At 63.5% G+C, this 14,498-nt stretch carries 11 protein-coding genes; 5 read left to right on the top strand and 6 right to left on the bottom strand.

All coding sequences use genetic code 11. The features are described from left to right. The first annotated feature begins 110 nt into the window (after positions 1 to 110). Positions 111 to 3,599: a hybrid sensor histidine kinase/response regulator gene (locus BLS08_RS05450; protein ID WP_017675067.1), complete on the top strand. Its 3,489-nt coding sequence runs from the start codon at positions 111 to 113 to the stop codon at positions 3,597 to 3,599. Between the two features lie 456 nt (positions 3,600 to 4,055). Next, positions 4,056 to 5,003: an alpha/beta fold hydrolase gene (locus BLS08_RS05445; RefSeq protein WP_090336201.1), complete on the top strand. Its 948-nt coding sequence runs from the start codon at positions 4,056 to 4,058 to the stop codon at positions 5,001 to 5,003. Positions 5,004 to 5,017: 14 nt separating this feature from the next. Here BLS08_RS05445 and rmuC read toward each other — a convergent pair whose 3' ends face one another. The 4 genes from rmuC to BLS08_RS05425 form a co-directional block, all read right to left on the bottom strand. After that, positions 5,018 to 6,493: a DNA recombination protein RmuC gene (gene rmuC, locus BLS08_RS05440; RefSeq protein ID WP_021490283.1), complete on the bottom strand. Its 1,476-nt coding sequence runs from the start codon at positions 6,491 to 6,493 to the stop codon at positions 5,018 to 5,020. A 65-nt stretch (positions 6,494 to 6,558) separates the two neighbouring features. Then, entirely contained in the window at positions 6,559 to 6,810 is a 252-nt protein-coding gene (locus BLS08_RS05435; RefSeq protein WP_017675070.1) for an SEL1-like repeat protein, read from the bottom strand. A 437-nt stretch (positions 6,811 to 7,247) separates the two neighbouring features. Next, positions 7,248 to 8,000 (bottom strand): RES family NAD+ phosphorylase, encoded by a 753-nt coding sequence (locus BLS08_RS05430; protein ID WP_090336199.1) that lies wholly within the window; start codon positions 7,998 to 8,000, stop codon positions 7,248 to 7,250. A 233-nt stretch (positions 8,001 to 8,233) separates the two neighbouring features. After that, complete coding sequence (locus tag BLS08_RS05425; RefSeq protein WP_090336198.1) at positions 8,234 to 8,605, bottom strand: antitoxin Xre/MbcA/ParS toxin-binding domain-containing protein; 372 nt, start codon at positions 8,603 to 8,605, stop codon at positions 8,234 to 8,236. A gap of 132 nt (positions 8,606 to 8,737) precedes the next feature. Between BLS08_RS05425 and BLS08_RS05420 the strand changes: the two genes are divergently transcribed. Genes BLS08_RS05420 through BLS08_RS05410 form a run of 3 tightly spaced genes read left to right on the top strand, consistent with a single transcriptional unit; the run spans position 8,738 to position 11,871 of the window. After that, entirely contained in the window at positions 8,738 to 11,305 is a 2,568-nt protein-coding gene (locus tag BLS08_RS05420; RefSeq protein WP_090336196.1) for an intermembrane phospholipid transport YdbH family protein, read from the top strand. Between the two features lie 4 nt (positions 11,306 to 11,309). Next, a complete protein-coding gene (locus BLS08_RS05415) occupies positions 11,310 to 11,501 on the top strand; it encodes a YnbE family lipoprotein (protein WP_003462588.1) in 192 nt (63 codons plus the stop codon). Between the two features lie 31 nt (positions 11,502 to 11,532). Continuing rightward, a complete protein-coding gene (locus BLS08_RS05410) occupies positions 11,533 to 11,871 on the top strand; it encodes a YdbL family probable chaperone protein (protein WP_017675075.1) in 339 nt (112 codons plus the stop codon). A 61-nt stretch (positions 11,872 to 11,932) separates the two neighbouring features. Here the strand turns inward: BLS08_RS05410 and grxD are convergent, their stop codons facing one another. Together grxD and BLS08_RS05400 are read right to left on the bottom strand one after the other, a co-directional pair. After that, the gene (gene grxD / locus BLS08_RS05405) at positions 11,933 to 12,259 is read right to left on the bottom strand and encodes a Grx4 family monothiol glutaredoxin (RefSeq protein WP_013716756.1); all 327 of its coding nucleotides are present in this window, start codon (positions 12,257 to 12,259) and stop codon (positions 11,933 to 11,935) included. A gap of 130 nt (positions 12,260 to 12,389) precedes the next feature. Beyond that, the gene (locus tag BLS08_RS05400) at positions 12,390 to 14,498 is read right to left on the bottom strand and encodes a molybdopterin oxidoreductase family protein (RefSeq protein ID WP_090336194.1); all 2,109 of its coding nucleotides are present in this window, start codon (positions 14,496 to 14,498) and stop codon (positions 12,390 to 12,392) included.

The raw sequence follows: 14,498 nt of genomic DNA, 5'->3' as shown, positions 1-14,498 counted from the left end.
TGCGACCTTGGTCGCAGCCGACAGCGCCCGGCTTTGTGCAACACTGATCAACATCGGCCTCGCCTCGGCGGCCAGGCTCATTTCGTTTCACTGTGCGTTTCGGAGTCTGCATGTCGCTGTCCCCCGGGTTGATCGCCGCGGTCGCCCTGATCTACATGGCCATTCTTTTCGCCATCGCCTTCTATGGTGACCGCCGCAGCACGCCTATGCCGCCGAAGATCCGTGCCTGGGTGTACTCGCTGTCGCTGGCCGTTTACTGCACCAGCTGGACCTTCTTCGGCGCCGTCGGCCAGGCAGCCGAACAGCTATGGTCGTTCCTGCCGATCTACCTCGGGCCGACCATTCTGCTGCTGACCATGCCCTGGGTACTGCAGAAGATGGTGATGATCAGCAAGCAGGAGAACATCACCTCCATCGCCGACTTCATCGCCGCGCGCTACGGCAAGTCGCAGTCGCTGGCCATCGTGGTGGCGCTGATCTGCCTGGTCGGCGTGTTGCCCTACATCGCCCTGCAGCTCAAGGGCATCGTGCTCGGCGTCAATCTGCTGATCGGTGTACATGCCCAGGACACCGGCACCAGCGCTCAGGACACCGCGCTGATCGTGTCACTGGCTCTAGCGTTGTTCACCATTCTGTTCGGCACCCGCAACCTAGACGTCACCGAGCACCATCGCGGCATGGTGCTGGCGATTGCCTTCGAGTCGCTGGTCAAGTTGCTGGCCTTCCTCGCCGTTGGCGCCTTCGTCACCTTCGGCCTGTACAACGGCTTCCACGATCTGCTCGACAAGGCACACAACACCGCCGAGCTGGACGCCTTCTGGAACGAGGCGGTGAACTGGCCGGCGATGCTGGTGCAGACCGGCATGGCGATGATCGCCATCATCTGTCTGCCGCGGCAGTTCCACGTCACCGTGGTGGAGAACATCGAGCCCAAGGACCTGGGCCTGGCGCGCTGGGTATTCCCCGCCTACCTGATGCTGGCTGCGCTGTTCGTCGTGCCTATCGCCCTCGCCGGGCAGATGCTGCTGCCGGCAGGCGTGACACCGGACTCCTTCGTCATCAGCCTGCCGCTGGCCGAAGCCCATCCAAGTCTGGCTGTGCTGGCCTTCATCGGCGGCGCGTCGGCCGCTACCGGCATGGTGATCGTCGCCTCGGTGGCATTGTCGACCATGATCTCCAACGACATGCTGCTACCCTGGCTGCTGCGCCGGCAGAGCACCGAGCGGCCGTTCGAGGCCTTCCGTCACTGGATGCTCACCGCGCGCCGGGTCAGCATCGTGCTGATCCTGCTGCTGGCCTATGTCTGCTACCGCCTGCTCGGCGAAGGCGCCAGCCTGGCCACCATTGGCCAGGTGTCGTTTGCCGCCATTGGCCAACTGGCCCCCGCCATGTTCGGCGCGCTGGTGTGGAAACAGGCCAACCGCCGCGGCGTGTTCGCCGGCCTGATCTTCGGTGCCATGCTCTGGTTCTACACCCTGGTACTGCCACTGGCGGCACGCGGCATGGGCTGGTCGCTGGACAGCTTCCCCGGCCTGACCACCCTGCTCTACGCCCCCATCGGCCTGCAGGTTGATCCGCTGACGCGTGGCGTGGTGCTGTCACTGACCGGCAACCTGCTGCTGTTCGCCTGGGTTTCCTGGTTCTCGCGTACCCGCGTTTCCGAGCATTGGCAGGCCGGGCGCTTCATCGGCCATGACCTGGGCACCAAACCCAGCAACCGCAGCCTGCTGGCAGTGCAGGTGGCCGACCTGCTGATGCTGTCCAGCCGTTTCGTCGGCGAAGAACGCGCACGCCAGAGCTTCAACCGCTTCGCCCTGCGCCAGGGCAAAGGCAAGGACTTCGATCCCAACCAGCCGGCCAATAGCGAGTGGATCGCCCACACCGAACGTCTGCTTGCCGGTGTGCTGGGCGCCTCCTCGACCCGCGCGGTGGTCAAGGCCGCCATCGAAGGCCGTGAGATGCAGGTCGAGGATGTGGTGCGCATCGTCGACGAAGCCAGCGAGGTGCTGCAGTTCAACCGCGCCCTGCTGCAGGGTGCGATCGAGAACATTACCCAGGGCATCAGCGTGGTTGACCAGAACCTGCGCCTGGTGGCCTGGAACCACCGTTATCTGGAGTTGTTCGAGTACCCCGAGGGCCTGATCTACGTCGGTCGGCCGATTGCCGAGATCATCCGCTTCAATGCCGAACGCGGCATGCTCGGCAGCGGCGACCTGGAGGAGAACGTCGCCAAGCGTCTGTACTGGATGCGCCAGGGCACGGCACACAGCTATGAACGGGTATTCCCCAACGGCCGGGTGATCGAGCTGATCGGCAACCCCATGCCCGGTGGTGGTTTCGTCATGAGTTTCACCGACATCACCGAGTTCCGCGAAGCCGAGCGCGCCCTCAAGGACGCCAACGAAAGCCTCGAACGACGGGTTGCCGAACGCACCCATGAGCTGTCGAAGCTGAATCAGGCACTGACCGAAGCCAAGGCCCACGCCGAAGCCGCCAACCAGTCGAAAACACGCTTCCTCGCCGCGGTCAGCCATGACCTGATGCAGCCGCTCAACGCAGCCCGGCTGTTCTCAGCCGCGCTGGCCCACCAGGATGACGCCCTGCCCAACGAAGCCCAGGAGCTGGTCCGGCATCTGGACAGCTCGTTGCGTTCGGCAGAGGACCTGATCACCGACCTGCTGGACATCTCACGTCTGGAAAACGGCCGAATCACCCCGGATCGTCACGCCTTCGCCCTCTCCAGCCTGTTCGATACCCTCGCCGCCGAGTTTGGCGTGCTGGCTGCCGAACAGGGTATCGACCTGCGCGTGCACGGCAGTCGCCAGTGGATCGATAGCGACATCAAGCTGCTGCGCCGGGTCCTGCAGAACTTCCTGACCAACGCCTTCCGTTACGCCAAGGGCCGCGTGGTGCTGGGCGTGCGCCGTGAAGGCGGACAATTGCGCCTGGAAGTCTGGGACCGCGGCATGGGTATCCCCGAAGACAAGCGCAAGGTGATCTTCGAGGAGTTCAAGCGCCTCGACAGTCACCAGACGCGCGCAGAGAAAGGCCTGGGACTGGGCCTGGCGATTGCCGACGGCCTGTGCCGCGTGCTCGCCCACCGCCTGGAAGTGCGTTCCTGGCCAGGCAAAGGCAGCGTGTTCAGCGTCAGCGTGCCGCTGGCGAGAAAACCGGCGCCGAAACCGCAAGGCCCAGTCGTACCGGCAGTGGATGGCCAACCCCTGCAGGGCACCCAGGTAATCTGCATCGACAACGAAGACAGCATCCTCACCGGCATGTACAGCCTGCTGTCACGCTGGGGCTGCCAGGTGTGGACAGCGCGCAATCGTCTGGAGTGCGAGCACCTGCTCAGCGAAGATGTGCACCCGCAGCTGGCGCTGGTCGACTATCACCTCGACGAGGGCGAAACCGGTACCGAGCTGATGGCCTGGCTACGCACGCGCCTGGGCGAACCGGTTCCGGGCGTGGTGATCAGCGCTGACGGTCGCCCGGAGCTGGTTGCCGAGGTACACGCCGCCGGCCTCGACTACCTGCCCAAGCCGGTCAAGCCGGCCGCACTGCGCGCCCTGCTCAGCCGTCATCTGGTGTTGCGCGGCTAGGGGGCCGAATGTTTTCCACAGGGCGGGACCACTGCTGAAGGTTTGCCACCTCTACCGCGACGTCCCCCACCGGCATTGGCGCACCAGGCGCCATCGCTGGCGGGGTACGCGACGCAGGCAAATACGCGGCACTTCATCAATCTGACCGCGCGGCAGCAAGCCGGTAGCAATGGCCGGACACGTTCGCGCGGTTTCGCGACTCGCGGCAACCCTGCCTTCGAGAGCCCCAACCAAGGACTGGACTTGCCAGGCACTGGCGCTGCACGAAACCTTCCAGGATCGCCCAACCCCCTGTTTCAGAGCGGCACAGAGGTTACTGGCACTTTCGTAACGCCAGCCCAACAGGGCTAGGCAGAGGCAAGCCAGCACTCAACAATGGCCCTTACACCGAGCGATGCAATCGTCATTCGTGGAGCCAGCCATGTTCCTGTTCGCCCAACCATTCGATTTCCTGCGATGAACGCGCCACTGTCGCGGGATGAACTGTCACCTCGACAGTTGGACGTGGATAGCGACGGCTTGCGCCTGCGTACCTATGTCTGGGAAAAGGCTGACGCCCCAACCCTGCTGCTGGTGCATGGTTATCCGGACAATCACGAGATCTGGCGGCCGCTGATCCGCGAGCTGGCCGCCGACTACCGGATCGTCGCTTATGATGTGCGTGGCTGCGGTGCATCCGAGGTGCCGAAACGGCTGCGCGACTACCGTCTGGAGCAACTGGGTCGCGATCTCGAAGCGGTGGTGCAGGCCACCAGTGCGGAGCGCCCGGTGCATCTGGTCGCTCACGACTGGGGTTCGATCCAGAGCTGGGAGGCAGTAACCGAGCCACGCATGCAGCCGCAGCTGGCGTCCTACACCAGCATCTCCGGCCCTTGCCTCGACCATGTCGGCCACTGGATGCGCCAGCGCCTGAGTCTGCGTCGCCCTGATGCACTACTGCAGGCGCTGAGGCAGTTGCTCAGCTCCTGGTACATCGCTTTCTTCCACACCCCACTGCTGCCGGAGTTGTGCTGGCGTCTGGGCCTGGATCGCACCTGGCCCTGGCTGCTGCGCCGCCTCGAAGGTGTGGGCAATCTGCCAGCGAGCCCTACGCAGCGCAGTGATGGCATGCGCGGTGTGCAGCTGTATCGCGCCAATTTCATGCGCAGCCTGCTCAGGCCGCGCTCGCGCAGCACCCGCGTGCCAGTGCAACTGATCGTGCCGCTGAACGACCGCTTCGTACGCCCACAGCTGTTCGAAGATCTGCAGCACTGGGCGCCCCTACTGACCCGTCGCGAAGTCCGCGCCGGCCACTGGCAGTTGTTGGCCGAGCCCAACGCCCTGGCCGGCTGGCTGCGCGGCTACGTCAGCAGACTGGAGCAGGCCCGTCCTCGCACACAACCCGAGCAAGCGCCCCTGCGCTAGCGGGTAGAAATCGCTCACTCGCCCAGTTCGTCCAGCGCCGGCAGATCGGCAGAGCGCTCGAGCAACTCGCCTGGCAGGCTCTTGCTTGCGCGAGCGCCCAGCAGCTTGAGGTTTTCCACACGGCCAATGAGGTTGCCGCGACCATCCACCAGCTTGTTGCGGGCACTGGCGTACGCCTTGTCCAATTGCTGCAGACGGCTGCCCATCTCGTCCAGATCGGCGACGAAGGCAACGAACTTGTCGTACAGCTGGCCGGCACGCTCGGCGATCTCGCGCGCATTCTGGCCCTGACGCTCCTGACGCCAGAGGCTGTCGATCACCCGCAGGGTAGCCAGCAAGGTGGTCGGGCTGACGATAACCACCTGCTGCTCGAAGGCCTCTCGGAACAGGTCCGGCTCGGCCTGCAACGCCGCGGCGAAGGCCGCCTCGATGGGCACGAAGAGCAGGACGAAATCCAGGCTGTGCAAACCTTCGAGGCGCTGGTAATCCTTGCCGGAGAGGCCCTTGAGGTGGCTGCGCAGCGAGATCAGGTGTTGCTTGAGCGCCTGCTGGCGAATCGGCTCGTCCGCAGCCGCGACATACTGCTGGTAGGCGCTGAGGCTGACCTTGGCATCGACGATCACCTGCCTGTCTCCCGGCAGGCGGATCAGCACGTCAGGCTGAAAGCGCTCGCCACCAGCGCCCTTGAGGCTGACCTGAGTGTGGTATTCACGCCCTTTCTCCAGGCCGGCATGCTCCAGCACCCGCTCCAGCACCAACTCGCCCCAGTTGCCCTGAGTCTTCTGGCCCTTGAGTGCACGGGTCAGATTGGTCGCCTCGTCGCCCAGGCGCTGGTTGAGCTGCTGCAGACGCTCCAATTCCTTGCTCAGGGAAAAACGCTCGCGCGCTTCTTGCTGATAACTCTCGTCGACGCGCTTCTCGAATGCCTGGATGCGCTCCTTGAGTGGGTCGAGCAACTGGCCGAGGCGCTGCTGGCTGGTCTCGGCGAAACGCTGCTCGCGCTCATCGAAGATCTTCGTCGCCAGTTCGGAGAACTGCGCGCGCAGCTCGTTGCGCGCGCCCTGCAGATCGTCGAGGCGCTGTTGCTGGTTATCGCGGTTTTCCTGCAACTCGGCAGCCAGCGCCGCACACTCGGCGGTGAGCCGACGCAATTCGGCTTCGTTGCGTTCGCGCTGTTGATTCCAGGACTGCGCCGCCTCACGGGCAATCTGCCGCTCCTGCTGCAGCAACTCGTTCTCACGACGCAGGCCGGCCAACTCGGTCTGCTGCTCCACCTTGATCTCGCTGACTTCGGCCAACTCGGCGCGACAGGCATCGAGCTGAGCCAGCAAACCGGCCTGGCTCAGTTGCGCATGCTCCAGGCGTTCCTGCAGCAGCGCCTGCTCGCCTTGCGCGCGAGCCAGCCGGCGCTGCAAGGACCAAAGGCCAGCCAATAACGGAACCAGCGCAACGACGGTGCCGATGGCGAGAGAGAGGGGATCGATTGGCATAGACGCTCCATGTTTGACCGCCGTGCAGTATACCCGCCGGCGATTTACACGGGGCCAGCACGCAATCAGCGCGACAGACGCTCCAGCTCCAGCTGAGCACTGCGATCGCCCGCGCGAGCAGCCTGGCGTAGCAGTTCATAACCGATGCGGCGATCACGGGTATTTCCGCAGTCGCGGCAGAGCAATTGGCCCAACCGACTTTGCGCCTGCACACAGCCCTTGCGGGCAGGCTGCTTGAGCAGGTTGCCGGCGATGCGTTTGACGCTCGGTGTTTGTCCCAGACGCGGGCTGTCGAGCAGCCACAGCGCAACGCGCATGGGCAGGCGAGAAGAACCGGGACGAGTTGCAGGGGATGAAGAAGGCAAAGCGCGAGGCATAAATAAAGGGGGGTGACTGCCGGGGCGCGCCACTCTACTCCTTTTTTCTCGAAGGTAAAGTCTTGCCTGCCGGATCGTTTGCGGCTGCAGAAAAGAGTTCCCTCACAATCCACAGAAGCTGTGGATAACTCCGTGAACAACTTGGGCGAAAGAAGTCACAGGCCTGATGCGGTGGGGCTCTCAGTCAAACTGTCGATTTTTTCACCAACGAAAAAAATTCATATTTTTCATTGACTTAAAAATCAACCACGAAAAATCAAGCGTTTAGCGGCGTTTCTGACAGTGATATGACAGCCTGCTTCAGCATTGTGCACAACTCCCTGCGACAGATCCGCGCAGCGCTCTGTTTCGGGGCATCTGACGCGCCAGCGCAGGCGTTACGCGGGGTGCGGCAATTGCCCCTGCACCAGAAACTGCTCCCAGTGAAACAGCCGTGGTTGATCCGGCGTTTGCGCATGCTTGAACGCCACGTACTCGCTCGTGGTTTCACACAACCAGGCCGTCAGATTACGCGGACGCTTCTCCGCGAACGCAGCCGGTACGTAGAGCGCCACATTGCTGCCACCGTCAGGGCAGCGTGCCGAGCGGTACTCGAAAGCCTGAATGCCCGCCGCGCGCATCGACGTACCGAGACGCTGAGGCACGCTGTAATCACTAGGGTGAGCCAACAGTGCGCCGTGTTGATCGAAAGGCGGCTGTTGCAACTGGATACCTCGCTCGACGCGGTAACGCGCCTCGAAGGTCGAATGCTCGGAGAGGATGCGGCCACTGGGCGGCGGCACGACCATGCCGTTCCACAATACGAAACGGTAGTAGGCGGCCTCGGCCATCGCCGTTTCCAGACGCTGAGCGGCGTAGAACAGGCTGGGTTCGTGCACGGTGCCGAAGCGCGAGCCCCAACGCAGCGGCGGATAACGAAACGGCGTCTTCAGCAGGTAGTGCAACGGCTCGGCGGCTTCAGGCAGCGGCGGCTTGCTGCTCTCGAGCAGTTCCTCGAGCAGGGCCTGTTCGGCCAGGTTATCCACCAGTTGCAGGGTCGCAACCTGCGCCTGGCTTTCCACCATGCGCAACAGCTTGCCGCGCAGCGGTCGCACCTGTCGCTCGCCGTCACATAGTTGCCAGATATCCATGGCGATACCTCCCAAGGGTAGAGCCTGCTAAAGGCATCGCGACGCTGGAGCCGTACAAGGCGCTGGGTTAGTGACAGCCTCCGGCTGATCACAACAGGCAAGCAATGGTCAGAGCCGCTAATCTGTATATTTATACAGTATTTTGACCCGCCGCAAACACCCCTTCGGACGAACTTCGCTGGTCGTACGCAGCCTACCGAGCCCGTTCTCGATGCAGCAGGACTTATTGGCTTTCAGACCTTGCCGCGAATGGCGTCCAGATACTCGACAACACGCACCAGCCCCTGCACCTGACTCATCTGCTGCAGCGGAATGCCTGCCAGATGGCGATTTTCGGTGCGTAGGAAATGGCGCATGTCCTGCTGATTGCCACCAAACAGGGCAAACAGCGCGCGATAGACGCGAATCAGCAACAGCGCCAGCTCGCCGGTCTTGCTCTGCGGACGCAAACCGCCCTGCTCGTTCCAGCGGCTGATGGCACTGCGATGGACGCCTACGATGTCGGCCAGCTCCTGCTGCGTCAGCCCCAGTTGCTCACGGGTATTGATCAGGGCTTTAGCCAGTACCGAATCGGCATCGGGCTGAGAGCGAGTCACAGCACTCATCACATCCTCCTTAGCTCGTTTACGACAAAATAAATATTTAAAGCTGTAAATACACAATAGCACGGAAAGCCGCTTGGCACTCACTCGAGCATGGGGTACCGTCCAGTGGACCGCACCGAGCAAGGAACACTCATGAGTCGCCGGCGTTTCTGGCTGAGCACCTGCGTAGCGATACTGGCGCTGCTGTCGCTACTGGCCTGCTATGTCGGCTACCGCGTGCAGCAACTGCTCGAGGAACAGCACATAGAACTGGATTGGCAGCGACTGAGCCTTTCCTGGCGAGGCCTGCAGTTCCAGGATGCAAGCCTGGTACAACGCCGCGACGGCGAACTGCTGGTGCAAAGCGGACAGCTGCAACTCTACTGGCTGGCCAGTGAGGCGCCTCGCTACCGCCTGGTTGCACAGGACCTGCGCCTGTCGTGGCAGCCTGCGCAGGGAGAATCCGAAAGCCCGAGCGACAACGATCTGAGCCGTCTACTGCAGCCCCTGAGCAATACCCTGCCATGGCTTCCACGGCACATCGAACTGCGCAACGCCCAAGCGCAACTGCCCTGCGCCAGCGGCCGCTGCATACTGCAGGGCGACGTCGACCTACGACTGCTGGACGATACCCTGCAGTTACATACGCTGCTGTTGCGCGCAGCCCACAGGGCGAAGTTGCAAGCACAACTGCAGGGGCTGGGCAGAGAGCTGAACAGCCCGCGACAGCTGCAGTTGAACCTGCATCTCGATGATCAACCGCAGATCGCCCTGCATAGCGACTTGCAGGCTCAGGCCGATGCCCTGCAATGGAGCGGCGAGCTTGAGGTTACCGCTCTGCAGGATATGGCCTGGCTCGCCGAATGGCTGAGCGAATGGACGCTACTCGACGCTGACGCTCTGCCGGCCACGCCCCGGCAGGCCGGGATGAACGCCCAGTGGCAGTTGCAGGTACCGCAGGTCCCCCCTACGTTCAGCGAACTGATGGCCACCTCCGGGTGGCTGCGGGTCGATGCGCAGCTACCGCAGCCTTGGCCGCTTCCCGGCGTCGGCCTGGTCAGCGGTGAGCTGGCGCTCGATCTCAGCAATACCCTGGGCAGATGGCAGGCCCGGCGTTTGAACGCTCAACTGCAGCTCGACACGCAGGACGCACCTTGGCTGGCGTCGCTGCCGAGCGGCCTGCGTCCGCAGCAATTGCAACTGCACCTCGCGCCTCTGGAGGGCGATGCCGATGAGGCGCTGGCCCTGCTGTTGAACGTCAGCGGCCACGGCCCGCTGGAACTGCAGGCAGATGCCGAGCTTGCCCTGCACCAATCCTCCGACTGGGCACTCGACGTTCGACACCTGCAGGTCGAGGCGCGCAGCAAACGCATGGATCTGGCTGACAGCCGTCTCGATGCCCTGCATCTGAGTCTTGGCCTCAAAGGCAACGTCACGCAGCAGCAGTTGCGGCTCAGTCTGGCCGACAGCTCACGCCTCGACGTCCAGCGCCTGCGCCTGCGCCTGCGCGGCGCCGAGCTTGACCTGCAGCAAGCGCAGGCGACGCTGGCCGGCATCACCCTGAGCGGCCCCCCAAGCACACCGACCCTGTCCGGCCCGCTGGGCCTGCGCATCCAGCGTCTGCACCATCCACAATTGCAGGCCCAGGGCTGGCAATGGCAGGGACGCGTCAACGCCGACGCCGGCAGCCAGACCCTAGACGGTGCACTGCTGGCCGATTCGGGCCTGAGCATGGCCCTGCGCTTGAACAACACGGCCAATGCGCTGAACCTGACTGCCACTCTGGACGAGCTGTTCCTGCGCGCCGGCAACCCACTGGCACAAACCCTGGCCGACTGGCCACCGCTGCTGGCGCTGGACAACGGCCGCGTACAGGCCGAGGCCGACCTGCAACTACCCAGTGACAAGCCCTTGCAACTCAAGGCCAGCCTGACTGGCAAGGGTTTGGCCGGCATCTACGACCGCTCCACCTTGAGTGGTCTCGATGCAGAGCTACAGCTGCAGCTGAACGGCGACCGACTTCGCCTCGACCTGCCTCAGTTGAGTGCCAAGCAGCTCGATCCCGGCATCGAGCTCGGCCCCCTGCGGCTGCAGGCCAGCTACCAGGCCAGCCTGCAACGACCACTGGCAGGCAGCCTGACCCACCAGCGCGCCGAACTGGGCATTCTCGGCGGCAGCCTGAGCCTGGCACCGGCGACCTGGGCACTGGAACAACCCAGTCAGTTGCTGCCCCTGCGGCTCAGTGGCCTGGATCTGCAAGAGCTGTTTCGCGTCTACCCAGCCGAAGGGTTGGCCGGTAGCGGGCTGATCGACGGCACCCTGCCGCTGCGCCTGGCTGACGCCATCAGTATCGAACAGGGCCTGATCGAAGCCAGGCCCCCGGGTGGACAACTGAGTTTTCATTCACCGCGCATCCGCGCCATGGGGCAGGCCAACCCAGGCATGAAGCTGGTCACCGACGCGCTGGAAGACTTCCACTACGATCTGCTCAGCAGTAGCGTCGACTATGATCAGTCCGGCACACTGCGGCTGGGCATGCGCCTGCATGGACAGAACCCGGCCATCGAGAAAGGTCGGCCCATCCATTTCAACATCAATCTGGAAGAAGACATCCCTGCCTTGCTGGCCAGCCTGCAGCTGACCGACAAGGTCAGTGGCATCATCCAGCAACGGATTCAGCAATGGATGCGCCAGCGTGTCCCCCAAGAACCAAAGGAGTAGCGCCATGCGCACGTACCGCCTCCTCGCAGTCCTGAGCCTGGGGCTGCTGTGCCAGGCCTGTACCCCGACGGTACAACTGGCGATGCCGAACGAACCGATCAACATCAACCTGAACGTCAAGGTCGAGCACGAAATCTACATCAAGGTGGACAAGGCGCTGGACAGTGTATTCAACGAAGACAGTGGTCTGTTTTGAGCCCGCCGCACAGGTTCTACGGAGAGAGACGATGATTCGATACATTTCGACCCTGCTGCTGGCATTGAGCCTGAGCCTGCCGGCGTACGCACTGAACCTCAACCAGGCCATGAGTGCCCTGGGCGAAGCCAAGGCCAGCGGCCAGCTCGGCGAGCAACCCAACGGCTACCTGGGCGTGGTCAAGCCTGGCGGCCAGGCCGACGAAATTGCCCGCCTGATCAACCAGGCGCGTCGCGCCGAGTATCAGAAGGTGGCACAGGACAATGGCATCAGCCTGAACGACGTGGAAGCCATCGCCGGCAAGAAGGCCATCGAGCGCACGCCCAAGGGCCAGTTCATCCAGTTGAACGGCCAGTGGCTGCAGAAATAGAAAGCTGCTGGCAGAAACGAAAGAACCCGCCTAGGCGGGTTCTTTTTTGCACGAGCAGTGATCAGGCGCCGGCTTTGCTCACGGCATCCTTGATCAGGGTCTGCAGCTCGCCCTTCTCATACATCTCGGTGAGGATGTCGCTACCGCCGACCAGCTCACCACCGACCCACAGCTGCGGGAAGGTCGGCCAGTTGGCGTACTTCGGCAGGTTGGCGCGGATTTCCGGGTTCTGCAGGATGTCGACGTAGGCGAACTTCTCGCCGCAGCCCATCACCACCTGGGCAGCACGGGCAGAGAAGCCACACTGCGGCGCGTTGGGCGAGCCTTTCATGTACAGCAGAACGGTGTTGTTGGCGATCTGCTCTTTGATGGTTTCGATGATATCCATGGGGCACCTCAGCATAGACTTCGCGACCCGACGGTCGCCACGGTGGCGCGATTGTAGCGAAAAACCGAGCGCAATGCTCGGCCTTGCCATCCCCCCCATCACGTCGAGACAACCCCGGATTTCATTCGGGCTACGCAGCCACCACCTCCACCGGCACGCCATTGAGCACCGCATTGCCGGACAGCGCATCGAGCTGGCGCTCGTCAGTCAGATCATTGGCACTGGCGCCCGGCTGCGCGCGGGCGATATCCATCTGCACGCCGGGTCGGGCATGGCCCCAGCCGTGGGGCAGACTGACCACACCCGCCATCACCTCATCGCTGGCTGCCACCTCTACCTCGATGCTGCCGACCCGCGAGCGCACACTTACGCGCTGGCCATCGACCAAGCCACGACTGGCCAGGTCCGCCGGATTCATCAGCAACTGATGACGCGGCTTGCCCTTCACCAGACGGTGATAGTTGTGCATCCAGGAGTTGTTGCTGCGCACATGGCGACGGCCGATCAGCAGCAGCTCATGAGCAGCCGGTTGTTGCTGCTCGGCGAAACGTGCCAGATCGGCCAGCAACAGCTCAGGCGCGGCCTGCACCGCCTTGCTCGGCGTTTTCAGACGCGCAGCAAGATTCGGTTGCAGCGGTCCCAGGTCGAGCCCATGCGGTTGCTCGCGCAAAGCCGCCAGGCTGAGTTTGCGCTCGCTACTATCACCATGGGGGCCGAAACGCAGGCCCATATCGATCATCTGCTCAGGCGCCATGGTCGGTTTCAGCTCAAGGCCATTGCGCGCCGCGAAGGCCTTGGCCAGGCCGACGAAGATTTCCCAGTCGTGCAGCGCGCCGTCCGGCTTGGCCAGGATCGCCTCGTTGAAACGGGTGACGTTGCGCACCGCGAACACATTGAAGGTGGTGTCGTAGTGATCATGCTCCAGCGGCGCGGTCGGCGGCAGGATCAGGTCGGCGTAGCGAGTGGTCTCGTTGATGTAGAAATCCACCGAGAGCATGAACTCCAGACCGTCCAGCGCCTGCTCCAGTTGCCGCCCATTGGGCGTTGACAGCACCGGGTTGCCGGCCACGGTGACCAGCGCACGAATCTGCCCTTCGCCGGGCGTCAGCATCTCCTCGGCCAGCGCCGAGACCGGCAGCTCGCCGCCGTATTCCGGCAAGCCGGAAACCCGGCTCTGCCAACGGTTGAAATGCCCGCCCGAGGTGCTCGCCACCAGGTCCACCGCCGGCGTTGTGCAGAGCACACCGCCTGCGCGATCGAGGTTGCCGGTGACCAGGTTGATCACCTGCACCAGCCACTGACAAAGCGTGCCGAACGCCTGGGTGGAAACGCCCATACGCCCGTAGCAGACGGCCTTGTCGGCAGCGGCGAAATCCCGCGCCAGTTGCCGAATGGTTTCGGCCGGCACCCCACAACGTGCGCTCATGGCTTGCGCATCAAAGCCGGCAATCGCCTCACGCACCTGTTCCAACCCTTCCACCGGCAGATGGCTGTCGCGCGTCAGGCCTTCCTCGAACAGGGTGTTGAGTAGCGCCAGCAGCAGCGCGGCATCGCTGCCGGGGCGCACGAACAGGTGCTGGTCGGCGATGGCCGCGGTTTCGCTGCGCCGCGGGTCGACCACCACCAGTTTGCCGCCACGCGCCTGTATGGCCTTCAGGCGCTTCTCCGCATCCGGCACGGTCATGATGCTGCCGTTGGAGGCCAGCGGGTTGCCGCCAAGAATCAGCATGAAATCGGTGTGATCGATATCGGGAATCGGAATCAGCAGGCCGTGGCCGTACATCAGGAGGCTGGTCAGGTGGTGCGGCAACTGATCGACCGAGGTAGCGGAGAAGCGATTTCGGGTTTTCAGCTGACCGAGGAAGTAGTTGCTGTGGGTCATCAGCCCGTAGTTGTGCACGCTGGGATTGCCCTGATACACGGCCACGGCGTTCTGCCCATGCGCCGCCTGGATTGTGCTCAGGCGCTCGGCCACCAGATCGAAGGCCTCGTCCCAGCCGATGGCCTGCCACTGCTCGCCAACGCGGCGCATGGGCTGGCGGATACGGTCGGGGTCGTTCTGGATGTCCTGCAGCGCAACAGCCTTGGGGCAGATATGGCCGCGGCTGAAGCTGTCCTGGGCATCGCCCTTGATCGAGCGAATCTGCGTGCTGCCGTCAGCTTGAGCTTCGGTTTCGATGGCGAGCCCACAGATGGCTTCGCACAGATGGCACGCACGGTAATGGAGGGACTTGGTCAT

It is taken from the genome of Ectopseudomonas chengduensis (assembly GCF_900102635.1).
GTDB lineage: Bacteria > Pseudomonadota > Gammaproteobacteria > Pseudomonadales > Pseudomonadaceae > Aquipseudomonas > Aquipseudomonas chengduensis.
This window is presented reverse-complemented; position numbering and strand designations above follow the sequence as displayed.